Annotated in this window: 28 protein-coding genes, 1 tRNA gene and 1 riboswitch; of the genes, 19 read left to right on the top strand and 10 right to left on the bottom strand. The window is 64.2% G+C overall.

Annotated elements, in window-relative coordinates; genetic code table 11:
- Window positions 1-2: 2 nt before the first annotated feature.
- Complete coding sequence (locus AC1DN9_RS17960; protein WP_478102523.1) at window positions 3-1,457, top strand: GntP family permease; 1,455 nt, start codon at window positions 3-5, stop codon at window positions 1,455-1,457.
- 14 nt (window positions 1,458-1,471) lie between these two features.
- On the opposite strand, the gene AC1DN9_RS17955 is transcribed toward AC1DN9_RS17960, so the two are convergent.
- Window positions 1,472-1,729, bottom strand: a complete 258-nt coding sequence (locus tag AC1DN9_RS17955) for a hypothetical protein (protein ID WP_478102521.1) — start codon at window positions 1,727-1,729, stop codon at window positions 1,472-1,474.
- A gap of 190 nt (window positions 1,730-1,919) precedes the next feature.
- Between AC1DN9_RS17955 and AC1DN9_RS17950 the strand changes: the two genes are divergently transcribed.
- From AC1DN9_RS17950 to AC1DN9_RS17890, 13 genes are all read left to right on the top strand, one after another.
- Window positions 1,920-2,717 carry a fumarylacetoacetate hydrolase family protein gene (locus tag AC1DN9_RS17950; protein WP_478102519.1) on the top strand — a complete coding sequence of 266 codons (798 nt, stop codon included), beginning with the start codon at window positions 1,920-1,922 and terminating at the stop codon, window positions 2,715-2,717.
- A 38-nt stretch (window positions 2,718-2,755) separates the two neighbouring features.
- Window positions 2,756-4,822 (top strand): carbon starvation CstA family protein, encoded by a 2,067-nt coding sequence (locus tag AC1DN9_RS17945; RefSeq protein WP_478102517.1) that lies wholly within the window; start codon window positions 2,756-2,758, stop codon window positions 4,820-4,822.
- Window positions 4,819-5,043: a YbdD/YjiX family protein gene (locus tag AC1DN9_RS17940; RefSeq protein ID WP_478102516.1), complete on the top strand. Its 225-nt coding sequence runs from the start codon at window positions 4,819-4,821 to the stop codon at window positions 5,041-5,043. Before AC1DN9_RS17945 ends, AC1DN9_RS17940 begins: the two co-directional genes overlap by 4 nt.
- Before the next feature lie 326 nt (window positions 5,044-5,369).
- Window positions 5,370-5,984: a PAQR family membrane homeostasis protein TrhA gene (trhA, locus tag AC1DN9_RS17935; protein ID WP_478102514.1), complete on the top strand. Its 615-nt coding sequence runs from the start codon at window positions 5,370-5,372 to the stop codon at window positions 5,982-5,984.
- A 280-nt stretch (window positions 5,985-6,264) separates the two neighbouring features.
- Complete coding sequence (locus tag AC1DN9_RS17930) at window positions 6,265-8,043, top strand: nitrite/sulfite reductase (protein WP_478102512.1); 1,779 nt, start codon at window positions 6,265-6,267, stop codon at window positions 8,041-8,043.
- Complete coding sequence (locus tag AC1DN9_RS17925; RefSeq protein ID WP_478102510.1) at window positions 8,040-8,444, top strand: DUF934 domain-containing protein; 405 nt, start codon at window positions 8,040-8,042, stop codon at window positions 8,442-8,444. The genes AC1DN9_RS17930 and AC1DN9_RS17925 overlap by 4 nt, the downstream gene beginning before the upstream one ends.
- An 11-nt stretch (window positions 8,445-8,455) precedes the next feature.
- A complete protein-coding gene (locus AC1DN9_RS17920; RefSeq protein ID WP_478102508.1) occupies window positions 8,456-9,262 on the top strand; it encodes a phosphoadenylyl-sulfate reductase in 807 nt (268 codons plus the stop codon).
- Between the two features lie 10 nt (window positions 9,263-9,272).
- Window positions 9,273-10,226 carry a sulfate adenylyltransferase subunit CysD gene (gene cysD / locus AC1DN9_RS17915; protein WP_478102506.1) on the top strand — a complete coding sequence of 318 codons (954 nt, stop codon included), beginning with the start codon at window positions 9,273-9,275 and terminating at the stop codon, window positions 10,224-10,226.
- A 126-nt stretch (window positions 10,227-10,352) separates the two neighbouring features.
- Window positions 10,353-11,693, top strand: coding sequence for a sulfate adenylyltransferase subunit 1 (locus AC1DN9_RS17910; RefSeq protein WP_478102504.1), 1,341 nt, complete (start codon window positions 10,353-10,355; stop codon window positions 11,691-11,693).
- A 42-nt stretch (window positions 11,694-11,735) separates the two neighbouring features.
- The gene (gene fdxA / locus AC1DN9_RS17905) at window positions 11,736-12,065 is read left to right on the top strand and encodes a ferredoxin FdxA (protein ID WP_478102502.1); all 330 of its coding nucleotides are present in this window, start codon (window positions 11,736-11,738) and stop codon (window positions 12,063-12,065) included.
- Window positions 12,023-13,087, top strand: coding sequence for an NAD(P)/FAD-dependent oxidoreductase (locus AC1DN9_RS17900; RefSeq protein WP_478102500.1), 1,065 nt, complete (start codon window positions 12,023-12,025; stop codon window positions 13,085-13,087). Before fdxA ends, AC1DN9_RS17900 begins: the two co-directional genes overlap by 43 nt.
- 34 nt (window positions 13,088-13,121) lie before the next feature.
- Window positions 13,122-13,688 (top strand): phosphatase PAP2 family protein, encoded by a 567-nt coding sequence (locus tag AC1DN9_RS17895; RefSeq protein WP_478102498.1) that lies wholly within the window; start codon window positions 13,122-13,124, stop codon window positions 13,686-13,688.
- Window positions 13,688-13,793, top strand: a riboswitch (TPP riboswitch). (Overlaps the previous gene by 1 nt.)
- A gap of 75 nt (window positions 13,794-13,868) precedes the next feature.
- Window positions 13,869-15,206 (top strand): purine-cytosine permease family protein, encoded by a 1,338-nt coding sequence (locus AC1DN9_RS17890; protein ID WP_478102497.1) that lies wholly within the window; start codon window positions 13,869-13,871, stop codon window positions 15,204-15,206.
- On the opposite strand, the gene thiD is transcribed toward AC1DN9_RS17890, so the two are convergent.
- Window positions 15,151-15,996, bottom strand: a complete 846-nt coding sequence (gene thiD / locus AC1DN9_RS17885) for a bifunctional hydroxymethylpyrimidine kinase/phosphomethylpyrimidine kinase (protein ID WP_478102495.1) — start codon at window positions 15,994-15,996, stop codon at window positions 15,151-15,153. The genes AC1DN9_RS17890 and thiD overlap by 56 nt on opposite strands.
- 58 nt (window positions 15,997-16,054) lie before the next feature.
- Here thiD and AC1DN9_RS17880 point away from each other — a divergent pair, with 58 nt between their 5' ends.
- The 5 genes from AC1DN9_RS17880 (at window position 16,055) to AC1DN9_RS17860 (ending at window position 19,271) form a co-directional block, all read left to right on the top strand.
- Complete coding sequence (locus tag AC1DN9_RS17880; protein ID WP_478102799.1) at window positions 16,055-17,170, top strand: FAD-dependent oxidoreductase; 1,116 nt, start codon at window positions 16,055-16,057, stop codon at window positions 17,168-17,170.
- On the top strand, window positions 17,167-17,364 hold the full coding sequence (thiS, locus tag AC1DN9_RS17875) for a sulfur carrier protein ThiS (protein WP_478102493.1): 198 nt from the start codon (window positions 17,167-17,169) through the stop codon (window positions 17,362-17,364). Before AC1DN9_RS17880 ends, thiS begins: the two co-directional genes overlap by 4 nt.
- Window positions 17,365-17,372: 8 nt before the next feature.
- On the top strand, window positions 17,373-18,194 hold the full coding sequence (locus AC1DN9_RS17870) for a thiazole synthase (protein WP_478102491.1): 822 nt from the start codon (window positions 17,373-17,375) through the stop codon (window positions 18,192-18,194).
- Between the two features lie 5 nt (window positions 18,195-18,199).
- Entirely contained in the window at window positions 18,200-19,126 is a 927-nt protein-coding gene (locus AC1DN9_RS17865; protein ID WP_478102489.1) for a thiamine phosphate synthase, read from the top strand.
- Between the two features lie 69 nt (window positions 19,127-19,195).
- Window positions 19,196-19,271: transfer RNA gene (locus AC1DN9_RS17860), tRNA-Asn, on the top strand.
- A 127-nt stretch (window positions 19,272-19,398) separates the two neighbouring features.
- Here AC1DN9_RS17860 and AC1DN9_RS17855 read toward each other — a convergent pair.
- The 8 genes from AC1DN9_RS17855 to AC1DN9_RS17820 all read right to left on the bottom strand — a co-directional run bounded on the left by AC1DN9_RS17855 (window position 19,399) and on the right by AC1DN9_RS17820 (window position 26,782).
- Entirely contained in the window at window positions 19,399-19,740 is a 342-nt protein-coding gene (locus AC1DN9_RS17855) for a DUF1090 family protein (RefSeq protein ID WP_478102488.1), read from the bottom strand.
- Between the two features lie 81 nt (window positions 19,741-19,821).
- A complete protein-coding gene (locus AC1DN9_RS17850) occupies window positions 19,822-21,096 on the bottom strand; it encodes a helix-hairpin-helix domain-containing protein (protein ID WP_478102487.1) in 1,275 nt (424 codons plus the stop codon).
- Between the two features lie 125 nt (window positions 21,097-21,221).
- Window positions 21,222-22,163 (bottom strand): LysR family transcriptional regulator, encoded by a 942-nt coding sequence (locus AC1DN9_RS17845; RefSeq protein ID WP_478102485.1) that lies wholly within the window; start codon window positions 22,161-22,163, stop codon window positions 21,222-21,224.
- A gap of 121 nt (window positions 22,164-22,284) precedes the next feature.
- On the bottom strand, window positions 22,285-22,665 hold the full coding sequence (locus tag AC1DN9_RS17840; protein ID WP_478102483.1) for an FHA domain-containing protein: 381 nt from the start codon (window positions 22,663-22,665) through the stop codon (window positions 22,285-22,287).
- A gap of 64 nt (window positions 22,666-22,729) precedes the next feature.
- Window positions 22,730-23,071, bottom strand: a complete 342-nt coding sequence (locus AC1DN9_RS17835; protein ID WP_478102481.1) for a hypothetical protein — start codon at window positions 23,069-23,071, stop codon at window positions 22,730-22,732.
- A gap of 140 nt (window positions 23,072-23,211) precedes the next feature.
- Window positions 23,212-24,690, bottom strand: coding sequence for a DegQ family serine endoprotease (locus AC1DN9_RS17830; protein ID WP_478102480.1), 1,479 nt, complete (start codon window positions 24,688-24,690; stop codon window positions 23,212-23,214).
- A 102-nt stretch (window positions 24,691-24,792) separates the two neighbouring features.
- Window positions 24,793-26,115, bottom strand: a complete 1,323-nt coding sequence (locus AC1DN9_RS17825; RefSeq protein WP_478102478.1) for an ATP-binding protein — start codon at window positions 26,113-26,115, stop codon at window positions 24,793-24,795.
- Between the two features lie 7 nt (window positions 26,116-26,122).
- A complete protein-coding gene (locus AC1DN9_RS17820; RefSeq protein ID WP_478102476.1) occupies window positions 26,123-26,782 on the bottom strand; it encodes a response regulator in 660 nt (219 codons plus the stop codon).
- Window positions 26,783-26,801: the final 19 nt, after the last annotated feature.

The raw sequence follows: 26,801 nt of genomic DNA, 5'->3' as shown, positions 1-26,801 counted from the left end.
CCATGGGACTCGCAGGAATCTTCGTCGGCCTCGGGCTGCTGATCTGGCTCTCGTACCGAGGCTGGAGCGTTCTCGTCCTGGCGCCGATGGCGGCCCTCATCGCCGCGCTGTTCGCCGGCGAGCCATTGCTTGCGCATTGGACGCAGACCTTCATGACCTCGGCGGCCGGCTTCCTGGCGCAGTTCTTCCCCCTCTTCCTGCTCGGCGCGATCTTCGGCAAGCTGATGGACGACAGCGGCTCGGTGCAGACCATCGCGCGCTTCATGACTGAAAAGCTGGGCCCGAAGCGCGCGATGCTCGCCGTCGTGCTGGCCGGTGCAATGGTGACCTACGGCGGCGTCAGCCTCTTCGTCGCCTTCTTCGTGCTGGCGCCGATGGCGCAGGCGCTGTTCCGCGCCGCCGACATTCCGGGGCGTCTCATGCCGGCGGCCATCGCGCTGGGGACGTCCACCTTCACGATGTCGGCCCTGCCGGGCACGCCGGCCATCCAGAACGCGATTCCAATGCCCTTCTTCGGCACGACGGCCTTTGCCGCACCGGGACTGGGTCTCATCGCCGCCGCGATCATGCTCGGATTCGGCATGTGGTGGCTGCGCCGCGCCGAGGGCTCCGCACGCCGAGCCGGCGAGAGTTTCGGCACGGTCACCGTCGACAAGCACGTCAGCGCAGCCGACGACCCTGTGGTACGCGAACGTGCAACCACGTCCGGCAGTTTCGATCCGGCAGAGATCGCGCACGGCGCGCATGGCACGGGACAGCCCGGCGTCGTCGTCGCGCTGCTGCCGCTCGTGGTCGTTGTGCTGGTCAATCTGCTGATGGCGCTGGTCGTGTTGCCGCGCATGGATACCGACTTCCTGTCCGAACCGCGGTTCGGCGGCATCACGCTGGCGAACGTCGGGGGCGTGTGGGCGGTGCTGGTCGCGCTCACGGTGGCCATCGTCGTGCTGATCGCGCTGAACTGGAAACGCCTGCCATCGCTGCGTGGCACGGTCGACGCCGGCGCCAACGCTGCCGTGTTGCCGGTGGTGAGCGTGGCCAGCCTCGTGGGCTTCGGCGCGGTCGTCGCGGCGATGCCTGCTTTCGAAATGGTGCGCGACTGGGTGCTGGGAATCGGGGGTGGCCCGCTGGTGTCGCTGGCCGTGTCGACCAACATCCTCGCAGCGCTCACCGGCTCGGCGTCGGGCGGCCTGACCATCGCACTCGACGCGCTGGGCGGCACCTTCATGCAGTTGGCCGCCACGACCGGCCTGGATCCCGCACTGATGCACCGGGTCGCCGTGATCGGCGCGGGCACGCTCGACAGCCTGCCGCACAACGGCGCGGTCGTCACTCTGCTCGCCGTGTGCGGCCAGGGACACCGCGAAAGCTACTTCGACATCGTGATGGTCGGCATCGTCGGCGCGCTGTTGGCGCTGGTCGCCGTCATCGTGCTCGGCTCGACCGTTGGCTCGTTCTGAGCTGCCGGAAGCTGTCAGGCGCGCCGCAAGCGCGCGACCAATGCGTTGGACAGCACCGCGACGTGCCGCGCGTACTCGGCCTCTGCCTTCTCCTGCGCTGCGGTGAGGCGCGCCAGCGCCTCGATTTCCGGCAGGCCAGGCGGGGTCCCGCTTCCGCACAACCAGTCGCCGAGCGCCTCGATCAGTTCTCCGCGCGCCGCCTCCACGCCCAGGCGGCTGCAAACGACCGCCTGGTACAGCGTCGTCATTTCGCGTCGTTGGACTTGCGGCACGTCGGTTTCCTGCGTTCAGCTCAAGTTTTCAGACTACTTATGTATTACGCGCGCCGCTGTAGGTCCATATCGCTTAGGCCGTAGCCGATCAGTCCGATAGGCAACGGGCTACGTACTTGCTCGCGTTGCACCCCGATCAGCGAGGCGGGATGATCGACTCCCCTCGAAAAGTAACAAGGAGACTCCTTAGATGACCGCAACGAATCGCCGAGCCATGCTGCAACTCTCCACCGCCGCGATGGCGGCAGGAGCGCTTTCCGGCTGTGCCTCGACGGCTGGCGCGCCAGGCGCGAAGAAGCCCATGTTTTCCATTGCCGGGTCCACCATCCCGGTCGTGGGCAGCGACCAGTCCTTTCCGGTGCGCCGCATCTATTGCATTGGACGGAATTACGCCGCGCATGCGATCGAGCGCGGGTCGGACCCGACCCGCGAACCACCCTTCTTCTTCCAGAAGCCGAACGATGCCGTGCAACTGGCCCCGAAGGACGTGACGATCGATCATCCCTATCCACCGGTCACCAAGAACTACCACTACGAGGTCGAACTCGTCGCCGCGCTCAGCAAGGGCGGCCGGAACATCCCCGCCAACAAGGCGCTGGATTGCGTCTTCGCCTACGCCGTCGGTCTGGACATGACCCGCCGTGACCTCCAGAATGCCATGGCGAACGAGAAGAAGCCCTGGGAAATCGGCAAGTCATTCGACCATTCGGCGGTGGTGAGCCATCTGCATCCGGTCAGCCAGGTCGGGCACTTCAGCAAGGGCGCCATCTGGCTCAAGGTGAACGGGCAAACGAAGCAGTCGAGCGACCTGTCTCGGATGATCTGGAGCGTGGCCGAACAGATCGCGAACCTGTCGATGTACAACGAACTATTCCCGGGTGACATCGTCTATTCGGGAACGCCCGAAAACGTCGGGCCGGTGGTGCCGGGCGACGTGATGACGGGGCACATCGACGGCCTTTACGACATCAACGTGAAGGTCGTCTGACGCGAAATCCGGACGTCTTTTGCTGAGAGGACTGCGCGATGAACAAGCTCATATCCCTCCTGGTCTGGTCAGCCGTCGCCATCCTGGGAGCGTTCTCCTTCGCCGCACTGGCGCTGGGCCGCGGGGAAAGCGTCAATGCGGTGTGGCTGGTCACGGCAGCCCTCTGCGTCTACTTCATCGCCTATCGCTTCTACAGCAAGTTCATCGCGGACAAGGTCCTGCGCCTCGACGATTCGCGGCCGACGCCGGCCATCCGCCACAACGACGGGATGGACTACGTGCCCACCAACAAGTGGGTGCTGTACGGCCATCATTTCGCGGCCATCGCGGGTGCGGGGCCGCTGGTCGGGCCGGTACTCGCCGTGCAGATGGGTTTCCTTCCCGGCACGATCTGGATCCTCGCGGGCGTGGTCGTGGCCGGGGCGGTGCAGGACTTCATCGTGCTCTTCGCCTCCGTGCGGCGCGACGGCAAGTCACTGGGCGAGATGATCAAGATGGAGCTCGGTCCCGTTCCTGGCACTCTGGCGCTCATCGGTGTCCTGGCGATCATGATCATCATCCTCGCGGTGCTGGCGCTGATCGTCGTCAAGGCGCTCACGGGAAGCCCCTGGGGCCTGTTCACCATCTTTGCGACGATCCCGATTGCACTGCTGATGGGTCTGTACATGCGCGTCATCCGGCCGGGGCGCGTGGGCGAGGCTTCCGCCTTCGGCGTGGTGCTGCTGCTGCTGTCGATCTTTCTGGGCCGCACCGTGGCCGGCGATCCGACATGGGGGCCGATGTTCACCCTCAACGGCACGCAGCTCGCCTGGGCGCTGATCATCTACGGCGCGATCGCCGCCAGCCTGCCCGTCTGGCTGATGCTGGCGCCGCGCGACTACCTGAGCACCTTCCTCAAGATCGGCACCATCGTCGCGCTCGCGCTCGGCATCTACTACGTCGCGCCGCTGCTGTCGATGCCGGCCACCACGCGCTTCATCGACGGCACCGGACCGGTGTTCTCGGGCAAGCTGTTCCCCTTCCTTTTCATCACGATCGCGTGCGGTTCGGTCTCGGGCTTCCATGCGTTGATCTCGTCGGGCACGACGCCGAAGATGGTCGAGAAGGAATCGCACATGCGCTTCATCGGCTTCGGCGGCATGCTGGCCGAATCCTTCGTCGCCGTGATGGCACTCACCGCCGCGAGCGTGCTCGACCCGGGCATCTACTTCGCGATGAATGCACCCGCCGCGGTGATCGGGACGACCGCCGCCAACGCCGCGCAGGTCATCTCGAGCTGGGGCTTCACGATCACGCCGGAACTCATCACGCAGACCGCGAAGGACATCGGCGAGACCAGCATCCTCTCGCGCGCCGGCGGCGCACCCACGCTCGCGGTCGGCATGGCGCAGATTCTTGGGCAGGCCTTCGGCGGGAAGTCGATGGAAGCCTTCTGGTACCACTTTGCGATCCTGTTCGAGGCGCTGTTCATTCTCACGGCAGTCGATGCCGGCACGCGCGTCGGGCGCTTCATGATCCAGGACATGCTGGGCCACGTCTACAAGCCGCTCGGCAACACCGAATTCCTGCCCGCCAACCTCGTCGCCACGGCGCTGTGCGTCGCGATGTGGGGGTACTTCCTGTACCAGGGCGTGGTCGATCCGCTGGGCGGCATCAACACGCTGTGGCAGTTGTTCGGCGTGGGCAACCAGATGCTCGCCGGAATCGCGCTGCTGCTGTGCACCAGCGTGCTCGTGAAGATGAAGCGGCAGCGCTACGTGTGGGTGACCTTGGTGCCCACGGCATGGCTGCTCATCACCACGCTGACTGCAGGCGTGCAGAAGATCTTCCATCCCGACCCCGCCATCGGCTTCGTCGCGCTGGCGCGCAAGTTCGGCGATGCGGCCGCGCAGGGGACGGTGATCGCGCCAGCCAAGTCGATCGAGGAGATGCAGCGGGTCGCCTTCAACAACTACCTTGACGCGGTGGTGTGCGGCTTCTTCGTGCTGCTCGTGGTCGCGATGTGCGTCTTCGCGGCCAAGATCTGCATGCAGGCGCTGAAGCAGTCGAAGCCGACGGCGCAGGAGATCCCGCCGTTCTCCGGCGCGCAAGGAGCGATGCCGTGACGGCGCAGGCAACACCTGTTCCCGATACCGAGCGCTGGCTGGGACGCAGCATGCGCAGCGTCTGCTCGGTGTGCCGGCAAGTCTTCGGCATGCCGGACTATGAGCGCTATCTCGCGCACGCCGAAGCCACGCACCCCGGCGCGCCGGTGTTGACGCGCAATGAATACTGCGCGCGAGTCATCGAGCGCAGGTACGGGCAAGGGACCGGACGCTGCTGCTGATTCAGGCGGGCTTGACCGCGGCCTTCGCTTCGGCGAGCCGCGCTTCGAGTTCGGCGACCAGTGCCCTCGCGTCGTTGCGGCGCCAAGGGGTTCCTACACGGACAAATCGCACGAAACGCTACCTTCATTCGAAGGAGGCCGGAGGCCATACGCACTCCCCAAGCTCCCCTTCCAATGGTTGGAGGCGTTCGTCGTGCCGCAGCCGCGACCGGCCAATTCGCCAGCACCAACGGTAGATGTGTAAAAACGTAAATAGGTGTCTCATGTCGTCACAGTGCAGCAATTCCCCGGCCCACTCGACACATCCATGAACTTTGGCGGCGACCATGTACATCGGTGAACGCTTCAACGGCTATAGCCACCTCCTCGGGCTCCTCCTCGCGACGGCCGGTTCCGCCGCGCTGCTCGCCAAGACGGTGCCGACCGCTGATCCGGCCAAGACAGCCAGCGCCCTTGTCTTCGGCGTTTCAATGATCACGCTGTACGCGGCGTCGACGCTTTTCCACAGCACGCGTGGCCGGATGAAGCTGTTCTGGCAGCGGATGGACCATTGCGCGATCTACCTGCTCATCGCCGGCAGCTACACGCCCTTCGCGCTCGTCACGCTGCAAGGGGCATGGGGCTGGGCTTTGCTGGCCAGCATCTGGACCGTGGCGCTGCTGGGCATCGGGCGCGAACTCCGCCCGGGCGAAGCGCCGAAGCCGTCGCTGCTGCTCTACATGGGCATGGGTTGGCTCGGCGTCCTGGCCGCCGCACCGCTGATCGAGCGGCTCGACGCCGGAGGACTGGCCTGGCTGCTGGCCGGTGCGGGCCTCTACTCGGCGGGCACGATCTTCTATCGCAACCCGCGCGGCTGGCGCCATGCGCACGGCATGTGGCACCTCTTCGTGCTGGGCGGCACGCTGAGCCACTACATCAGCGTCACGCGCTTCGTTCTCTAGCAACGCCGCGCCACGCGCGAGCGCAAGCTCGCCGCCTTTCCTAGAATCGTCCGCGTTTCGTGCACGACTTCGCCGTGCACGGCGGCGGTCCACAGCGCCGCCGCCTTATCCGGAATAAGCAATCAATCGCCCGCAAACCCGCATGGTTGCTGGCGAATAAGCTTATCCGCATAAGGCGCGAACCAAAAAATAGTTTGTTTCCATAAGGCTCGCTTCTACATTCCTCGATCGCATTGGCGGGGTGTGGACGCACCGCCTTTACAGCCACACAGATCACACGATGTACCAATACACAGACTTCGACCGCCAGTTCGTGCGTCAGCGCGCGGCGCAGTTCCGCGACCAGCTCGAACGTTGGCAGGCAGGCAAGCTCGCCGAAGACCAGTTCCGTCCGCTGCGCCTGCAGAACGGCTGGTATGTGCAGCGTTACGCACCGATGCTTCGCGTGGCCGTACCGTACGGCGAGCTTTCCAGCGCGCGATTGCGGGTGCTGGCGAAGATCGCGCGGGAATACGACGCTCCCGACGCCGAGCTCTACCGGCACGCGAACGAGGTGCAGGGCAAGCTCGGCAGCGTCCGGCTTCCGACGCACTACGCGCACTTCACGACGCGAACGAACGTGCAGTACAACTGGATCCCGCTCTCCAAGTCGGCCGACGTGATGGATCTGCTGGCCACGGTAGACATGCACGGCATCCAGACCAGCGGCAATTGCATCCGCAACATCACGAGCGACGAGCTCGCCGGCATCGCGAGCGACGAGATCGCCGATCCGCGCCCCTTCGCCGAGATCATGCGGCAGTGGAGCACGCTGCACCCCGAATTCGCCTTCCTTCCGCGCAAGTTCAAGATCGCCGTGACCGGCGCCATCGAGGACCGCGTCGCCAGCGGCTGGTATGACGTCGGCCTGCAACTGCACAAGAACGACGCGGGCGAACTCGGTTTTCGTGTCAAGGTCGGCGGCGGCATGGGCCGCACGCCGATCATCGGCACCGTGGTGCGCGAGTTTCTGCCGTGGAATCAGCTCATGAACTACCTGGAAGCAGTGATCCGGGTCTATAACCGCTACGGCCGGCGAGACAACCTCTGGAAGGCACGCATCAAGATCCTCGTGAAGGCCGAAGGCCAGCGCTACATCGACGACGTCGAGGCCGAGTACAGGCAGATCATCGAACACGACGGCGCGCCGCACACCATCACACAGGAAGAACTCGACCGCGTGACCGCGAGCTTCGTGCCGCCGACGCTCGCCACCCGCGTGTTCCGCAGCGCCGAGGCGACCCACGCCGAGCTGCGCGCCCAAGCCGCCGAGGACCCCCAGTTCGCGCGCTGGATGCAGCGCAACGTCGCACCGCACCGGAACCCGTCGCTGCGCGCCGTCACGCTGTCGTTCAAGCGGCTCGGCCAGGCGCCGGGCGACGCGTCGGCCAGCCAGCTCGAAGCCGCTGCCCAGCTCGCAGACCGTTTCAGCGCCGGCGAGGCCCGTGTCACGCACGAGCAGAACCTTCTGCTGCCTTGGGTGCACGCGGAAGATCTGCACGCGCTCTGGCTCGCCGTGCGCGAGGCCGGCTTTGCCAGCCCGAACATCCATCTGCTGACCGACATGATCTCGTGCCCCGGCGGCGATTTCTGCTCATTGGCCAACGCGCGCTCGATCCCGATCGCAGCGGCCATCACCGAGCGCTACCAGGACCTCGACGAGCTCGACGACCTGGGGGAGATCGACCTGCACATCAGCGGCTGCATCAACTCCTGCGGACACCACCACAGCGGCCACATCGGCATCCTCGGCGTCGACAAGGACGGCAAGGAGTGGTACCAGATCACGCTTGGCGGCTCCGACGGCGCCGCCCGCAACGGTCCGGCGCAGCCCGGCAAGGTGGTCGGCCCTTCATTCTCGGCCGCGGAAGTGCCGGGCGTGATCGAGGCCGTGCTCAATACCTACCGCGACACGCGCCAGCCCGGAGAAAGCTTCATCGAGACGCTGCGCCGCGTGGGTCCCGACCCGTTCAAGGTCGCAGCCAACGGCGCACGCTTCAAGTTCGAGGAGGCCGCATGAACAGGAAACTCAACCTGATTGCAGCGGAAGACCACGTGGACAACGGAGACCCCAGCGTTCTGCAGTTGCCGAACGATGCCGACCCGCTGGCCATCGAGGTCTGCCTCGACGACGTGGAGCGCATCGACCTGATCTTCCCGAAATTCACGGATGGCCGAGCGTTCAGCCAGGCCTACCTGTTGCGCCGACGCCTGGGCTTCAAGGGCGATATCCGCGCCACCGGGGATGTGCTGATCGACCAACTGGTGCAGATGCAACGCAGCGGCTTTTCGAGTGCGGTTCTCAAGGAAGGCGTGGACGCTTCCGATGCCCAGCGCCAGTTCGACCGCTTCGGCGACTTCTACCAAGGCGACGTGCAGGCCAGCCCGCTGTTCCGCCATCGCGACGAAGCGGCCGCTTGAGCCCGCCTTTCATGAACGCCATTTCGCTCTACGCCAAACCCTCCGCCGATTTCGAAGCCAAGCTCGCCGAGAGCGTGGCCTTGCTGCGCGGTGCGGCGACCGAGTTCACGCCGATCACGCAGGCATCCAGCCTGGGCGCCGAGGACATGGTCGTGACGGACATCCTGCATCGCTTCCAGGTGCCAAGCGGCATCTTCGTGCTCGAGACCGGCAAGCTGCACGCTGAAACGCTGGGCCTGCTCGAAGCGCTCCAAAAGCACTATGGCCGCGAGGTCGATGTCTATCGCCCGGTCGAGGAAGCGGCCACCGGCTTCGTTGCCGAAAACGGCGAGGAAGCGATGTACCGCAGCCTGGAATTGCGCAAGGCCTGTTGCCACATCCGCAAGATGGAGCCGCTGGATCGCGCATTGGCCGGCAAGCGCGCGTGGATCACCGGCCTGCGCCGCGAGCAATCCGGCGCGCGTGCCGAAGTCGAATTCATCGAGCAGCAGCCCGAGCGTGTCAAGGTCAACCCGCTGGCGCGCTGGACCTGGGGCGACGTCTGGCACTACATCGCCACCTACGGCGTGCCCTACAACACGCTGCACGACCAGTTCTACCCGAGCATCGGCTGCGCGCCGTGCACTCGCGCCGTGACGCTGGGCGAAGACTTCCGCTCCGGCCGCTGGTGGTGGGAGCAGGAAAGCGCCAAGGAATGCGGCCTGCACGTGACCGCCGACGGCAGCCATGAGGCTGAGGAGCCAGCGGCTTTCGAACCGCTGTCCGCCGTTTCGCCATTGCCCAACCGCGCCATCCCTATCCGTGTCATCCCGAACTGAACCCCGCTTCATGAACGCCCGCACCGAACACGACCTGCTGCTGCAAACCTCGCAGTCGCTCGCGCGCCTGTCCAACACGCAACTCGACGCACTGGAAGAAGAAACCATCTTCATCCTGCGCGAAGTCGCAGCCTCCTTCGAACGGCCGACGCTGCTGTTTTCGGGCGGCAAGGATTCACTGGTGCTGCTCAAGTGCGCGGAAAAGGCTTTCGGCGTCGGCCGCATTCCCTATCCGCTGCTGATGATCGACACCGGCCACAACTTCCCCGAAGTGACCGACTTCCGTGATGCACGCGCCAAGGAACTGGGTGCGGAACTGATCGTGCGCAACGTCGAGGATTCGATGAAGCGCGGCACCGTGCGCCTCGCTCATCCGGACGAATCGCGCAACGTGCACCAGTCGGTGACGCTGCTCGAAGCCATCGAGGAGTTCCGCTTCGACGCGCTGATCGGCGGTGCCCGCCGCGACGAAGAAAAGGCGCGCGCCAAGGAACGCATCTTTTCGCACCGCGACAGTTTCGGCCAATGGCAGCCGAAGGACCAGCGCCCGGAGCTGTGGACGCTTTTCAACACGCGCCTCGCGCACGGCGAACACTTCCGCGTGTTCCCGATCTCGAACTGGACCGAGCTTGACGTGTGGCAGTACATCGAGCGCGAAAACATCGCCCTGCCCTCGATCTACTACACGCACAAGCGCGAAGTGGTCGAGCGCCGCGGGCTGCTGGTGCCGGTGACCCCACTCACCCCGCCGCGCGACGGCGAACAAGTGGAAGTGCGCGACGTGCGTTTCCGCACCGTGGGCGACATCACCTGCACCTGCCCCGTTGACAGCCTCGCCGCCGACGCTGCCGATGTGGTGATCGAAACGCTGGCCGCCGACGTGAGCGAACGCGGCGCCACCCGCATGGACGACAAGACGTCCGAAGCGTCGATGGAAAAGCGCAAGAAAGACGGGTATTTTTGACTCGCCCCCAGGTTGGCTCACTTCGTGTAGCCGCCCACCCCCTGCCGGGGGCAACACCGGCGGCCCGGCGGAGCCGGTTCCGCGGTGTTTCTGGAATGAAGGCCGATGCGCCGTTGATGAATTGAAATGAACATGACTACTTCGATTGCTGCTTCCTCTGGAACCCATGCCGCCGAGACTGGCGCGGCGCTGCGCTTCATCACCTGCGGAAGCGTGGATGACGGCAAGAGCACGCTGATCGGACGGTTGCTGGTCGACAGCAAGACGGTGCTGCAAGATCAGTTGGCCGGGGTTCAGCGCGGCGGCGAGACAGACCTGGCGCTGCTGACCGACGGTCTCTCGGCCGAGCGCGAACAGGGCATCACGATCGACGTGGCGTATCGCTATTTCTCGACGGCTCAGCGCAAGTTCGTCATCGGTGACGCGCCCGGACATGAGCAGTACACGCGCAACATGGTCACCGCGGCATCGAGCGCGGACGCGGCTGTCGTGCTGGTCGATGCGACCAAGCTGGCCTGGGCTGCCGAATGCGGCGATGGCGAAGTGGTGAAGCGCGAGCTTCTGCCGCAGACGCGCCGCCATACACTGCTTTGCCATCTGCTGCGCGTGCAGTCGATCGTGTTCGCGGTCAACAAACTCGATGCCATCGACGACGCCGAGTTGGCCTTCGAGCGCATCTCGGCCGCGCTGTCGAACTTTGCGGAAGCCGCTGGCGTGCAAGTCGCCGCCACTGTGCCGATCTCGGCGCTCAAGGGCTGGAACGTGGCTTCGCGCCATGCCGATTGGGCGGGCTACGAAGGCCCGAGCCTGCTCGAATTGCTGGAGAAGCTGCCGGTTACGGCGCAGGATGAATCCGTTCCCTTCGCCTTCCCGGTGCAATGGGTCGAGAAGTTCTCGGCGTCGGCGGACACCTCGCGCGGTCGCCGCGTGTTCTGGGGCCGCGTTGCCAGCGGCCATGTCGAGCCGGGCCAGCGGATCACCGTCCTGCCAAGCAACCAGAGCGCTACCGTTGCGCAAGTGCTGAGCCACACGCGCCAGCCGAAGACGGTGCACGCGGGTCACAGCGCCGGCATCGTGCTGGACCGCGAACTCGACGTCTCGCGCGGCGACTGGCTGCTGGAACCCGGCGCCTTCGAACCGACGCGCGAGATCACGGCCACCATTGCCTGGCTCGACGACGAACCGCTCGTGGCGGGCCGCGTCTACTGGGCGCTCCAGGGCCATCGCTGGGTCAAGGCGAAGGTCGCGCGCATCGTGGATCGCGTCAACATCACGACGCTGGATTGCGAGCCGACCGACCATCTTGAAGCCAACGCGATCGGCGACGTGGTGCTCAGCCTGCAGCAGCCGCTGGCGGTGCTGCCCTTCACGCAATCGCGTGCGCTCGGCTCGCTGATCCTGGTCGATACCGCGTCGCACCGGACCTCCGCGGCGGTGCTCGTGCGCCCAGCCCCCACAAAGGCCTAAAATTCCCGGTTTTTCCGCTTACCTTCCCGCTTTGCAACAACCATGACCCACGTCGTCTCCGAATCCTGCATCCGCTGCAAATACACCGATTGCGTTGACGTGTGTCCGGTCGATTGCTTCCGTGAAGGGCCGAACATGCTGGTGATCGACCCCGACGAGTGCATCGACTGCGCGGTCTGCATCCCCGAATGCCCGGTCAATGCGATCTACGCCGAGGAAGACCTCCCCGGCGACCAGCTCGCCTTCATCAAGCTCAATGCCGAGCTGGCCCTGGCCGATGGCTGGAAAAGCATCACCAAGCGCAAGCCTGCCCTGCCTGACGCCGAAGAGTGGAAAGACAAGACCGGCAAGATCTCGGAGCTGGTGCGCTGAGCACGCAACAAGCCCCCATCGAAACAGACGCGCTGATCATCGGCGCCGGCCCGGTCGGGCTGTTCCAGGTCTTCCAACTCGGCCTGCTCGAAATCTCCTGCCACATCGTCGACGCACTGCCCCGAGCCGGCGGCCAGTGCGTCGAGCTCTATGGCGACAAGCCGATCTACGACATTCCGGGCACGCCGGTCACCAGCGGGCGGGGCCTTTCGGAGTCGCTGTTGCAGCAGATCGCGCCTTTCAAGCCTCAATTCCATTTTGGCGAGCAGGTTTCGACCCTCGCGCGACAGGATGACGGTCGGTTTCTGCTGACCACGTCCCGACATACGGCATTTCTCGCCAGGACGGTCTTCATTGCCGCCGGTGTCGGCGCCTTCGTGCCCAAACGCATCGCCGTCGAAGGCATCGAACAGCTGGAAGGCACGAAGCTTTTCTACCACCCCGATGATTTCGACCGCTTTACCGGCCAGACCGTGGTGGTCAACGGCGGCGACGGTGCCGCGCTCGAGGCCGCGCTGGCGCTCACGCCGATCGCAAGGCAGGTCACGCTGCTTCATCGGCGAGATGTCTTCCAGGCCGAAGATGCCACCGTCGCCGCCTTGCGCGAACGCGTCGCGGCAGGTGCGATACGCCTCGCCATCGGCCAGCCTTCCGCGTTCGACGATGCCGGCCTGCGGATCATCACGCCGGACGCGCAGGCTCAATCCCTCCCTTTCGATGCCCTCATCGGCTGCCTCGGCATCTCGCCACGCCTCGGCGCCATCGCGGACTGGGGCCTGGAACTGGTTCGCAAGCAGTTGCCTGTCGACACCGAAAAGTACGAAACGCGCGAACGAGGCATCTTCGCGGTTGGCGACATCAACACCTATCCGGGCAAGAAGAAGCTGATCGTGTGCGGCTTTCACGAAGCGACGCTGGCTGCCTGGGGCGCGACGGCCATCGTCTTCCCGGACAAGTCGATCCCGCTGCAATACACGACGACCAGCACGCGGTTGCACACGCTGCTCGGCGTCAAGCATTGAACGGAGCCTGGTCCGTACAGCTACCATGCCCGGCATGCAGGAGTTGAACGTCGCGCTTTTTCACTGGCTGGCGGCCGGCAACACGCCTCATCCGCAGATCCTGTGGATTGCATCGCTGCTGGCCACCGGCACGGTCTGGTTGTGTGTGGCCCTGATCGCCTGGGCCGCGTGGCGGCAACCGTCGCAGTGGAAATACCTCGTTGCAACTCTGGTTGCGGCCCTCGCGGCCTCGATGCTGGCGCATGCCGTGGCCAGCGCCATCAACATGCCCCGGCCTTTCATTGCGGGCTTGAGCCCGGCCTACATCGAGCACGGCGCCCGTGGCTCGATGCCGAGTACGCATGCGACGGTCATGTTTACTGTCGGGTTGATCCTCTGTCTGCGGCCGGGACTGCGCATCGTAGGGCTTGCCATCCTCCTGATCGGGTTTGTCACGGGCTGGGCGCGCATTTATGTGGGTGTGCATTTTCCGTTGGACATCCTCGGGGGATTCGTTTTGGCCATGGCGATCGCCGCGGTGTTCTGGGCGCTGGTGAAGCTGTCCCATCGTTTCACCGATCCGTCACACAGTTCTACAATCCGACCTGCTTCGCCAGATTGAAGCAACGCTAGGGGTGCCGGTTCGCCGTTTCGGTGTGCCGGCTGAGAGAGTCCCTTTGAACCTGACTGAGGTAATCCTCGCGCAGGGAAGCTGGTCCGGCGGCCGCCACGTTTTCTCGCGTGACGGTCTTGCCGCCGTGGCCTCGCCCACCTGCCAAACAATTTGCATTGGAGCAAATGGATGGCAAACACAAGCAACGAGCAGACGCCGGCTGGCGCCAATGAGGCGCTGACGCCGCTGCGCGAATCCGGACGCGTCTTCCGGTGGCACGACCATATGGCGCTGTGGTTCAGCCTCGGCGTCGGTCTGCTGGTCATGCAGATCGGGGCCTACCTGGTGCCTGCGGTCGGCACGAAGGATGCGGCCATCGCGATCGTGCTGGGCTCTTGCATTGGCGCGGGACTGCTGGCATGGACCGCACGCGTCGGCTGCGAAAGCGGGCTCGCCAGCGCGGGCCTGATGCACGCGACCTACGGCAGCGCGTTTGCCCGCCTGCCCGTCGTGTTGAACATCGTGCAGCTGATCGGTTGGACCACCTTCGAAGTCGTGATCATGCGTGAAGGCACGCAAGCCATCGGCAGGCAGGCGTTCGGCTGGTCGCTCGACGGCCAGTTCGGCTCTGTGGTCACGACGCTGGTCTGGGGCGCCGTGCTGCTGGCACTGCTGTCGGGTTCGATGGTCAAGCTCGTGCGGCGCTTCGTGAGTCGCTTCGGGTTGCCGCTGGTCGTGCTGTCGCTGGTGTGGCTGAGCTGGCAGTTCGCCACGCGCATTCATGCGAAGGGACTGGAATCGTTCTGGACGCGTCCGGGTGACGGCAGCATGAGCATGTTCGGCGCGCTCGACCTCGTCATTGCCATGCCGGTCTCGTGGCTCCCGCTGGTGGCCGACTATGCGCGTCACGGCAAGCGCAGCACGGGCGGCCTGGGCGGCGCATTCGGCGGCACCTGGTTCGGCTACGCGGTCGCCAACATCTGGTGCTATGCGCTGGGCGTGATGGTCGTGAGCGTGGCAGAGCCCGGCACGGACATGCTCGCCGCATTGCTGCTGGCGCAGGGCGGGCTGGTTGCGCTGGGCCTGATCCTGGTCGACGAGCTCGACAACGCCTATGGCGACGTCTACTCGGGCTCCGTCTCGGCCCACAGCCTGATGCCGCGCTGGAGCATTCGTCGCTGGGGATTGCTGCTCGCCGCAGTCTGCATCGCCTTCGCCCTGGTCTTGCCAATGCACTCGCTCGAACCGTTCCTGTTGCTGCTGAGCTCGGTGTTCGTGCCGCTCTACGGCGTGATTCTCGGGCGGCTCGGCATGGGCACGGTCTTGGAGTCAGTGGGAACGCGACGCGTGGACTGGGCCGCAGCCGCGATCTGGATCGCCGGCATCGTGGTCTATCACGCCTGCGCCGCCTGGGCGCCGCAATGGGGATCTGCGCTGCCGACCTTGGCGATCACTTTCGTGCTTGCGTGGATCACGCGGCCCGCGCCGGAAGGCGGAACGTCGGCACTGGCGCAAAGCCGTGGTTGAGCGGTCCATGACCAGCGCCGACCTGGACGTCTGCACCGGCCGCCATGGCGGCGACAACATACTCGCGCGCGCGCTCGACAGCCTGCGGCAGCGCATAGCCGAGCGCCAGGTGCGACGCGATGGCCGAAGACAGTGTGCAGCCCGTGCCATGAAGATTGCGGCTGACGATGCGCGTCGAGGCGAGGCGCAACCGGTCGCCGTTGGCCTGCGCCAGCAGATCGACCACATCGACGCCCGGGAGATGCCCGCCCTTCAGCAGGACGGCACTCGTTCCGAGCGCCAACAGTTCGCTCGCCGCATCGTCCAGCGCATCGACGCCGTCGATCGGATGGCCGATCAGCAGCGCTGCTTCGTCGAGATTGGGCGTCACCACCACTGCACGCGGGAAGAGTTCGCGGACCAGTACCTGGACTGTTTCAGCCGCGATCAATCGGTCTCCGCTGGTGGCTACCATCACCGGATCAAGCACGACGTTAGGCAGCTTGTAGTGATCGATGGCCCATGCCACGACTTCGACGATCTCGGGCGCATGCAGCATGCCGAGCTTGACTGCATCGACGCCGATGTCCTCGACCACCGCCTGGATCTGCGCTTTCAGGAAGGCCGGCGGCACGCCATGGATGCCCGAAACGCCGAGCGTGTTCTGCGCAGTCAACGCGGTGATGGCCGTCATGCCGTAGCAACCCAGCGCCGAGAAAGTCTTGAGATCGGCCTGGATGCCTGCGCCGCCACCGCTGTCGGAGCCAGCGATCGAAAGCACACGCGCATAGCGGGAAAATGCATTGGTCATGTCGAAAATTATCGGCCACACCATCAACGACTGCGCCGGAGGGGCCGTGAAAGCTGACATGGATCTTCGCGCCGATCTTCCGTTTCGGTCCGTCGCCATCCTGGGAGCCGGCCTCATGGGGCGCCTGCTCGCAGTGACGCTGGCGCATGCGGGCTGCAAGGTCGATTTGTTCGATGCAGGCGGCCCGGAGGCCGATGGCGCGGCCGCCCGCGTCGCCGCCGCCATGCTGGCGCCGTTGGCCGAATCGGCGGTAGCGCCACCCTCGGTGGTCCGAATGGGGCACTACGGACTCGAACGGTGGCCGGAACTGATCGCATCACTCAACGCCCCCGTCTTCTTCCAACGCGAAGGCACGCTGGTGCTTTGGCATCGACAGGATGGAGCCGAGGCTGCACGGCTGGCGCGTGTGCTCGCAGGCACCAGGGAAGCAGTGCCCGAATTGCCCGCCATGCAGACGCTCGACGACGAACGCATCGCGGCGCTGGAGCCTTCGTTGAGGCGGCGATTCTCACAGGGCCTGCTGTTGCCAGGCGAAGGCCAACTCGACAATCGCGCGTTGCTCACGGCACTGCTCGCCACGCTGCAAGCGCTGCCCCAAGTTCGCCTGCACTGGCATGCATCGCGCACGCTCGACGACTTTGCGCCCGGGGCGTCGGGCCAGCCCGAACGCGTGATCGACTGCCGCGGGCTTGGGGCGCGTCCCCAGTGGGCCGCACTGCGCGGCGTGCGTGGCGAAGTCATCCGCGTGCATGCGCCCGATGTCACGCTCCAACGTCCGACGCGCCTCGTGCATCCGCGCTACCCGCTCTACATCGCGCCCAAGCCCGGCAGCGTGTTCGTGATCGGTGCGACGGAGATCGAGTCCGACGACATGTCGCCCGCCAGCGTGCGCTCGACGCTCGAATTGCTGAGCGCAGCCTATTCGGTGCATAGCGGCTTTGCGGAGGCACGCATCATCGAGATCGCGACGCAATGCCGCCCCACCCTGCCCGACAATCTGCCTGCCGTGCGACAGCCGCGACCCGGCGTGATGCAGATCAACGGCCTCTACAGGCACGGGTTCATGATCGCACCCGCCATACTCGACGTCGCCATGGAACTGCTTGCCACCGGCCACTCATTGCTTGCCGGCCGATTCGACCTGCCCTCCGGCCTGGAAGAGGCAATCTCATGAACATCCTGATCAACGACGTTCCTCACACGCTGCCGCCGGAATCGAAACTCGCCGACGCGCTGCACCTCATCAACGCCACGCCGCCTTTTGCGGCAGCGGTGAATCGTCAGTTCGTGCCGCGTTCGAACTACGCGTTGCACACGCTACAGGCAGAAGACCGCATCGAAGTGATCCGTCCCGTGACGGGCGGCTGAGAACACCTATGACCACATCTTCCCCCGCCAACGACCCGCTGGTCCTCTACGGCCAGAGCTTCCAGAGCCGCCTGCTGCTTGGCACGGCGCGCTATCCGTCGCCCGACGTCCTCGAAGCGGCAGTCCGGAGGGCCCGGCCTGCGATGCTGACGGCCTCGCTGCGCCGACAGACCGCGACACCGGGCGCATCCGGCAGCGACAACGGTTTCTGGGAACTCCTGCGCCGCCTCGACGTGCCGGTGCTGCCCAATACTGCGGGCTGCCACAGCGTGCAGGAAGTGATCGCCACGGCCCAGATGGCGCGCGAGCTTTTCGACACCCCCTGGATCAAGCTCGAACTGATCGGTGACGATTACACGCTCCAGCCTGACACGCTGAATCTCGTCGACGCCGCATCGCAGTTGATTCGCGACGGCTTCCAGGTCTTGCCCTACTGCACCGAAGATCTTGTGCTGTGCCAAAGACTTGTCGATGTGGGTTGTCAGGCCGTCATGCCCTGGGCCGCACCGATCGGCACCGGCCGCGGGCCCGTCAATCCGTATGCACTCCAGATGTTGCGTGAGCGCTTGGCGGTGCCAATGCTCGTCGATGCCGGCCTCGGCTTGCCGTCGCACGCGTGCCAGGTCATGGAGTGGGGTTACGACGGCGTCTTGCTGAACACCGCCGTCGCGCTTGCGCAAGACCCGGTCGCCATGGCCGGCGCGTTTGCGGACGGCGTACAGGCCGGTCGAAATGCGCATCGTGCCGGCGCCATGACAGCGCAGGACTCCGCGCAACCGAGCACGCCCGTGCTGGGAACGCCGTTCTGGCATCACGCGTCCACGCAATGAACGTCATGACTGCATTCAACGACCCGAACGCCATTGCACAAGCCATCGTCGCGGCGCACGCCGGACGTTTCGGCGAAACCACCAACGCGTCAAGTACTTTCTCGTCGAAGGGAACCGTCTATCAAGGCGCCAAGCAAGCGTGCAGCGCGCTCGGCTTCATCGAGGTCGATGCCGAATGCCTCGCACGTGCCTGGGATGCACAAACGAAACGCACCGGCACATTCGATGCTCGTGCGTGGCCCGACAACCCGGTCGACTTCGACTTGCGGAGCTTTCCGCCCACCGCCCGCGACGACGCGTTCCCCCGGTGCCCGGAGAAGCTCGGCCTCTATGCTGTCCTGCCTGATTCGCAATGGGTAGGCCGTATGGCCCGCGCTGGCGTTCCGACGGTCCAATTGCGCTTCAAATCCGAAGACACAAAAGCCATCACACAAGAAGTGCATGCTGCCGTGGAAGCAGTGCGTGGCACGGATAGCCTGCTCTTCATCAACGATCACTGGCGTGCGGCCATCGAGGCCGGAGCCTATGGCCTCCATCTCGGCCAGGAAGACCTCGACGCACTGACACCGCAGGATCTGAAGTTGATTCGATCCTCCGGTCTTCGCCTTGGCGTCAGCACGCACGGCTATGCAGAGATGGTGCGCGCAGATGCCGTCAGCCCAAGCTACATCGCGATGGGTGCGGTCTATCCGACCACGTTGAAGCAGATGGCCACGGCGCCACAAGGCGTCTCGCGACTCGGCGCCTATGCACGTCTGCTGCGCGGCTACCCGCAAGTCGGCATCGGAGGCGTCGATGCGACACGCATGCCCGAAGTGCTGGCGACCGGCGTCGGGTCGGTGGCAGTGGTGCGCGCACTCGTGGCGCACCCGGATCCCGAGGCCGCGGCAGTCCGACTGATGGCCATCATCGAAGCTGCATCAAACCAGTGATGAAAAATTTGCAGGTTTTGACACCGCGTCAGGAAAGCCAAAAAAACGACGCTATAATTTGAGGCTTGTTCCTCGATAGCTCAGTCGGTAGAGCGCCGGACTGTTAATCCGTAGGTCCCTGGTTCGAGCCCAGGTCGAGGAGCCACTACAAGCCGCAAGGCCTCTGGAGAGCCCGCTATCTTTCAGGTAGCGGGCTTTTTCTTTTGTGGCGCGTTTTTCGACACGCACAGAACGGTCGCAGTCGAAGCCACCCCATTCAGTCAGGCGTGAGCCTACTTCTTCTCCGCCACGAGATTCCGCAGATCCTCTTCGGCGCGATCGAGGTCAATCCTCAGTTGCAGGACGACATTTTTTTGCCGCATGACACGCGCCTCGTGACTGTCCTTCGAAGCAATCTCATCGCAGTGGCTTCGCAAGGCATCCAGCGATTCCTGGAGTTGGCGCCGACGCAACATCTGCCCTCTGGAACGTGCCGCGCGCATGTCTTTTTCGAGCGCGGCTTGTTGCGCATAGCAATCGGCCTCGGTCTTCTTGGAGGGCTCGGATTGCGCGTTGGCTTGCGCTGAAAACAGCACGCCAATCGCCAGGGCGCCAATACAAAGGTGCAAGTTCATGAGGTCGAATCGAATCAAGGGTCGCGACATCTTGCACCAAGTCCGTCTGCCAAGAAAGTTGCAGACGGACCGCGCGCTCGATCAAGCAGGCAAGCCGCCTCCAGTCGACATGCCGCGACGGTAAGGCTGAGGCGTGACGTAGGCTCCCAGGAAGCCAAGAACACGATCGGAAGTGACGCGCCCCATCCCTCGGAACGAGGCCACGTCCCCTCGAGAAGCCACGCCTCGCAATGCGCCGAGCGTATGAATACCGCAAGCGCTCAGCGAATCCACCGATGTGCCGAGCCAGGGTCGCAACTCGTGAATCGGCGTCTCTGATGCCGTGGGTACGGGGAGTTCCTTCGTCGTGACCAGACCATGGCGCCAGAGCTCGATCGCAGGGGCCGAACTGGCGAAAGGACGATCCGTCGCCATCAAGAGGTCGTAGATCTCCCGTGCCTCCCGTTTCCCGAAGTTCTCGCACAACAAGGGAAGAGTGAGCCGGCGCACCTGACCCACTGTTTCGAGGCCATTCGCCAGAGCCCGACTCAAGGTGGAAGATCTCAGCCCAAGCGCCGACACGAGCGCTGAGTCCGCGAGACCGCGCAGCGCAATCGCGCGAGCCTCGGACGGCAACGCAAGCACCGCCTTGCTTTGCTCATGCGCCCGCTCTTCGATGTTCGGGTTCGGAAGAAAGTCGAGCCCCACACGCTCCAACATCTCGCGGAGTCGGCCGACGGTCTTAGCGCCGATGGCCTCTTCTTTCAAAAGCTCCTGCTCGCTGATCGCTGACAGATCTTCGATGCAGAAGATGCTGAGTTCCCTCAGCGCTTCCCGCGCACTTGCACGCACCGCAATTTCATCGATCGGCGTGTCGGGCTTCAACTGCCCTGGGGCATCTAACCGCTGAGGTCCCTTCGGCCGCCAATTGAATGAGGGAAAGATGAACGGTGATCCCCACGGGATCATGTGCTCGCGAAGCGCGACTGCGTGCTGGCGCTTCGCTTCGACAATGGCCGCCCGCAGGGCGCCAAGACATGCCAACAATTCTTCATCAGGCAACTGTGCCAAGTCGTCAACGGATCGAATGGTTCGAGGGGACATACCTGAGATCTCTTCAAAATCACGCGCCACATGCGCCGTCAGGGGCAGGAGGCGCGACAACCCTCGGTCGCGGGGAAGCGGGAGCGAGCGCCACTTGGCGGCGATTCGCTCCAGGACGAAGAAGTCGCAACGGCCCTTCTCTTGCGTTTCGCAGTCCCACTTGGAATCCTGCGCTTCACGATCGATCGGGGTACCTTCAACAGGCGGACCTTGCGTACTTCGCCATGCCCGTGCAATTCGTACAGAGCTTCCAACTGCATGCTTTCCTTTCACCAGCGTGCCGTGTGGACGGCGACAAGCAAAGTATTGGGAGGCGGCGAGTCGTTGTCCATGACGCGCGCGGATGAAAGCTATGCGCCAATTGAATTTGAGTGCTGGTCGCGCACTCGGCCTGAGCCTCAAGAGCCGTGCGGTGCGGGCTCGATGCTTTGCACGACTTGGTCACGAAACCACGTATGCGCAGCGTGGCGATGCGTGCGGTCGTGCCATGACAGATAGATGTCAAGTGCAGGCACTTGCACCGGCAGCGCGACCTCGGCAAGACCCAAGTGATCGCGGAAACGATTCAGCAACAATGAAGGCAGAAGCGCAACCATGTCGGAGTTTGCGAGGAGAAAAGGTGCGGTTAGGTAGTTCGGCGTCACGAACCGGCGGTTGCGTCGGTGGCCCTGGGCGGCGAGCGCCTGATCGACGGATTCGCCAAAACAGTTCACCGTATTGGGCATGATCACCAGGTGCTCGAGTGACGCAAACTCGTGGACCCCGATCGTCCGGCCGACGGCCTCGTGGTCCTTGCGTGCAGCACAGACGACATGATCGCGAAACAACAACCGGTGACGTAAGTCACGAAGACTTGCAGGCAGGATCCCGGCCGCAAAATCCACTTCGCCAGCCTCGAGCACCTTGCTGAAGTGGGAAGGATGTACCGGATGGCGTGTCGACACGCTAATTCGGGGGAAGGCCGTTCCAAGCCGTTTCTGCAGACCCTCCATGAACACGCATTCCAGATAATCCGTGACGACCATCCGGAATTCATATTGAGTGGACTTGGGATCGAAGGCCACCGCGTCGCCGAGCAGTCCATCCATCTCCTGAAGGATTCGATCGGCAAAGTCGCGTAGCTGAAGTGCCTTGGCCGTCGGAATGAGCCCGCCTCCACCTCTGACAAGGATCGGGTCTGCAGTGACCGCGCGCAACTGGCTCATTGCGCGGCTCATTGCGGGTTGGCTGATCGAAAGCGCATCCGCTGCACGCGAGACATGCGAGTGATCGATCAGCGCTACAAGGCACTTCAATAGATAGAAGTTCAGTTCGCCACTGTCGTTTCGCTTTTGCTGCATGGATGCCGTCGTTTGCCTGCGAGCGGCGAAGTATCGCATTCGCTTTCGGGGATCACGCAGCCATGGATTCCGCGCGCGACACCTCCAAGAGGGTGCACGGCGGATAGGCAAGCCGATCCGCTCAAGACTTGATGCCGAGCTTGAGCAAATCGATGTCGGCGAGTTTGCCCGGAATGGTCACGAGCCGAAGCGCCTCCGCCTCGGCGATGGGCCCGTTGTTTGCCAGAAAGCGAATCTGATAGCTGCCGATCTTGATCTCGTCACCGCTGTTCAATGTGCTCACTTCACGCCGCTCGCCGTTGACATAGGTTCCGTTGTGACTTTGGAGGTCGCGGATCGTCATTGCGTCGCCGACCGTCTCGAACACGGCATGGGACCTGCTCACCAATTGATTGTCCAGAACCAGATCGCAGGTATCCGCGCGACCGATGACAAATGGCGTCCCCAGGATGTTGACCTGCTTGGCCGATCCATTCTTCTGCAACACGATAAGTCTTGGCATCCTTCAATTCCTTGGTGCGAAGAGATTCCCGATTGGCACCGGGTCGCACAGCAATAACGCTGGACTACAACACCGGGTGACCGGTTGTAAACATACACGAGTCGGGACCGTTGGATGATGACGAATCTTCCGATGAATTTTCCTCCGTCAGGTCGGCGGCGACGCTCTCCCCGATGCCCACTGGATTCATCGGCTTGCCAAACGGCGCGAGCCCCTGCAGCACACGAAGGGCGGATGCGCCCTGGATGAGGGCCTCCGAATAGTCCGGCAGCCCTTGCGTGGAAGAGTCGATGGGCCGGTATCCCAGGCATTCCTCGGACTCGGCCTGCACCGGCTCCATCAGCACCCAATGAAATTCATTGGGCTCCAACTCCAGAACAGTGAGTGCAATATCGCGAAGTGCCATAGGGAAATCTCTCATTCAGCTATTTAAAGAATTGTTACAGCTGCAAGAAATATCCGCAAAGGCACTTTTGCACATCGCGACCCAGGCGCGTCCGCGATCCGGTACTAAGTCTCAAAGACCGGCGTCGCGGACCGCGTCGATCAGCTCAGGCGAACAGGCACGAAGATCTTGTCGCCATCGCGCTGGATGAGCAGCGCAACCGACTTGTCCGCCTTGGCCACGACTTCGCGCACCTGCTCGATGTTTTTCGCCGGCGTGCCATTGATGGCCAGCAGCACGTCGCCCGTCTGGACACCGGCCAACGCGGCGGGACCGACGGCGTTCACGATCAGCAGGCCGCCGTCGACCGATGCCTCGCGTTGTTCTTCAGGTTGCAGCGGGCGCAGTGCGAGACCGAGCTTGCCCTGGTTCGCGCCATCGTCGTTCTTCGCGACGGTGGTGGACTTCTCGGCGGCATCACCGAGCTTCGCGGTGATTTCCTCGCGGGAGCCCTGACGCCACACTTCGAGCGTGATCTTGCTTCCTGGCTTCTTCTGGCCGATCACGGCCGGAAGATCACCCGAAGACACGATCGCGTCGCCGTCGACCTTGCGGATGACATCGCCCGAACGCAGTCCGGCCTGGTCCGCAGGACCGCCCTTCTCGACGTTCGATACCAACGCACCCTCAGGCTTGTCGAGCTTGAAGGAATCGGCAAAGGTCTGATTCACCTCTTGCACCGCGACGCCAAGGCGTGCGTGGCTGGCCTTGCCGGTGGCGACGATCTGGTCCTTGATCTGGATGGCGACATCGATCGGGATCGCGAACGACACGCCTTGGTAGCCACCGCTGCGGCTGTAGATCTGCGAGTTGATGCCGACCACTTCGCCGTGCGTGTTGATCAGCGGGCCGCCGGAATTGCCGGGGTTCACTGCCACGTCGGTCTGAATGAAGGGAACGTAGCCGTCGTCAGGCAGCGAGCGACCCTTGGCGCTCACGACGCCAGCGGTCACGGTGTTCTCGAAGCCAAACGGGGAACCAATCGCGAGCACCCATTCGCCAACCTTCAGATCCTTGGTCTTGCCCACGGCCAGGGTCGGCAGGTTCTTCGCATCGATCTTGAGAACGGCAACGTCGGTCTTCGGATCGGAGCCCAGCACCTTGGCGCGGAACTCGCGACGATCCGTCAGCTTCACGGTGACTTCCTTGGCGTCCTTCACAACGTGGGCGTTGGTCAGGATCACGCCGTCGGCGCTCACGATGAAGCCCGAGCCCTGGCCACGCACCGGCACTTCGCGCTGCTGCTGCTGTTGACCGCGCGGGCCGGCTTGGCCCTGGAAGCGGCGGAAGAACTCGAACATCGGATCATCCGGGTCCATGCCCTGCATCCCCTGCATGCCTTCCGGGGCAGCCTTGGCCGTGCCCACCACGCTGATATTGACAACTGCGGGACCGGTCTCGGCGGTGATGCTGGAGAAGTCAGGCATCGAAACTTGGGGCGCGGCAGCAAGCGATGCAGCCGTCGGAGTGGAACCCAAAGCGTTCGCGCTGGTGTAGGCGCCGGTGGCCGCCGCGCCGATCACGCCGGCTGCGGCCAGCGAAAGGACAAGCGCCCGGGGGGAGGTCAAACGGTTCTTCATCTGTGATCCTTTCGAGGTTATGGAAATCAACGAAAGGAATGTCGTGCCGCCCGCTTAAGCCCGCCTTAAATTCAGGCGCTTCTGATTGCGCCTCGGCGCCATTCAGCCGGTGGCCGTAAACCGCAACACCACGCGAAGGCCGCCAAGACTCTCGGAACGGTCCAGCGACACTGTGGCGCCATGCAGTTCAGCAATCGACTTCACGATGGCGAGGCCGAGCCCGCTGCCCGGCGCCTGTGGCTCGCCGGAACGATAGAAACGATCAAGCACCCGCTCGCGCTCGTCGGCCGCGATGCCAGGGCCGCTGTCATCGACGCTGAGTTCGACGCCATCGGCGCTCTGGATCACAGCGATGTCTACGCGCCCGCCGTTCGGCGTGTACTTGACGGCGTTGTCGAGCAGGTTTCGCACCAGCATTCGCAACGCCTCGGCTTGTCCGGTGACCTTCGCCGGATCGGATCGCACGACACCGATATCGATGCCTTGCGCCTGCGCTGCGGCGACCGCGTCGGAAATTGCCAGTCGAACCACCTCGGGCAGGCTGACGGATTCGCGCTCAGCGCCCGCTGCGGCGCTGGCCTCGTGGCGCGCGAGGGCCAGCATCTGCTCGACCAGTCTTGCGGCGCGGTCAATGCCCGCAGCCAGGCGGGCAACAGCGAGTTCGCGCGTAGGTTCGTCCGATGCGCGCTGCAATCCCTGCACCTGCAGCTTGAGCGCAGTCAGCGGCGAACGGAGTTCGTGTGCCGCATCGGCCACGAAGTGCTTCTGCGCGTCGAAGGCTTTTTGAACGCGATCGAACAGCAGATTGAGTTCGTGCACGAGTGGCCGGACTTCTTCAGGAAGGTCCTCCTCGCTCAAGGGTGACAAATCATCGGCCTGCCGCGCGGCAACCTGGCCGCGCACGCGCGCCACCGGCGCAAGTGAAAGGCTGACGACCCACCATACGACCAGCATCAGCAACGGCGCGGCGAGTGCGATCGGTCCGACGGTGCGCAATGCAAGGGAGCCGGCCATGCGACGGCGCGCAGCCATATCCTGCGCAACCTGGATGACCAACGGACCGGCTTGCATAGAAAACACGCGATAGGTCGTGCGCCGCGCCTGGACGTTCGAAAACCCGAGCACGGCGCGCTGGGGCAATGCAGCCTGCGCGGCGGATTCGAAGATGCGGATGCCGTCAGCCGTCCAGACCTGGACGATGAATTCGAAGTTGTCTTCGCCGGCGCCGAGACCGCTGAGCCCACCCACCGTCGCGCTGGGCGGCAGTCCCGCACGCAGCGAAAGAGCCATCTGCTGCATGTGGTGATCGAAGATGTCGTCGGCTTCCTGAAGCACCGTCCGGTAGGCCACGAAGGCCTGGATGCCGGCGGCCACCAGGATGGCGGCCAGGAGAAACCACAGGAGACGCGCACGAAGTGATTTCATGCGCTCGTCATTCCTTTGGCACCATGTAGCCGACGCCGCGCACGTTTCGGATCAGATCGGCGCCGAGCTTCTTGCGCAATCCATGCACGTAGACCTCCACGGCATTGCTGCTGATCTCGTCCTTCCAGCTGTACAGCTTCTCTTCGAGCTGAGCGCGGGAGAGCACCATGCCGGGGCGCGCGAGCAAGGGCTCCAGGACTGCCCATTCGCGTGCAGAAAGCGTCACCGCCTGGCCGGCCACGGTGACCTCGCGTGTTGCCGGGTTGACGGTCACACCCATGTGCTCGTAGACCGGCTCCGCCCGGCCGGATGCGCGGCGCAAAAGAGCGCGAATGCGCGCCAGGAGTTCATCGAGGTCGTAAGGCTTCAGGACGTAGTCGTCGGCTCCGGCATCCAGGCCTTCGATCCGCTGCCGAACGGAATCGCGCGCCGTAGCGATCAGAACCGGCATTCGCTGCTTGCGAGCACGCAGTGCGCGCAGCACTTCCAGCCCATCGCGGCGCGGAACGCCGAGATCGAGCAGGACCAGGTCGTATTGCTGGGATCGAAGCGCGTTGTCCGCCGTCTCGCCGTCCTTGACCCAGTCGACGGCGTACTGCTCCGCGCGCAGCAGATCGAGCACGGTCTCGCCGATCATCACGTCGTCTTCAAGCAACAGGAGTCGCATGGTTCATTCGTCCATCTGG

It is taken from the genome of Variovorax sp. 05L425, assembly GCF_056397705.1.
This window is presented reverse-complemented; position numbering and strand designations above follow the sequence as displayed.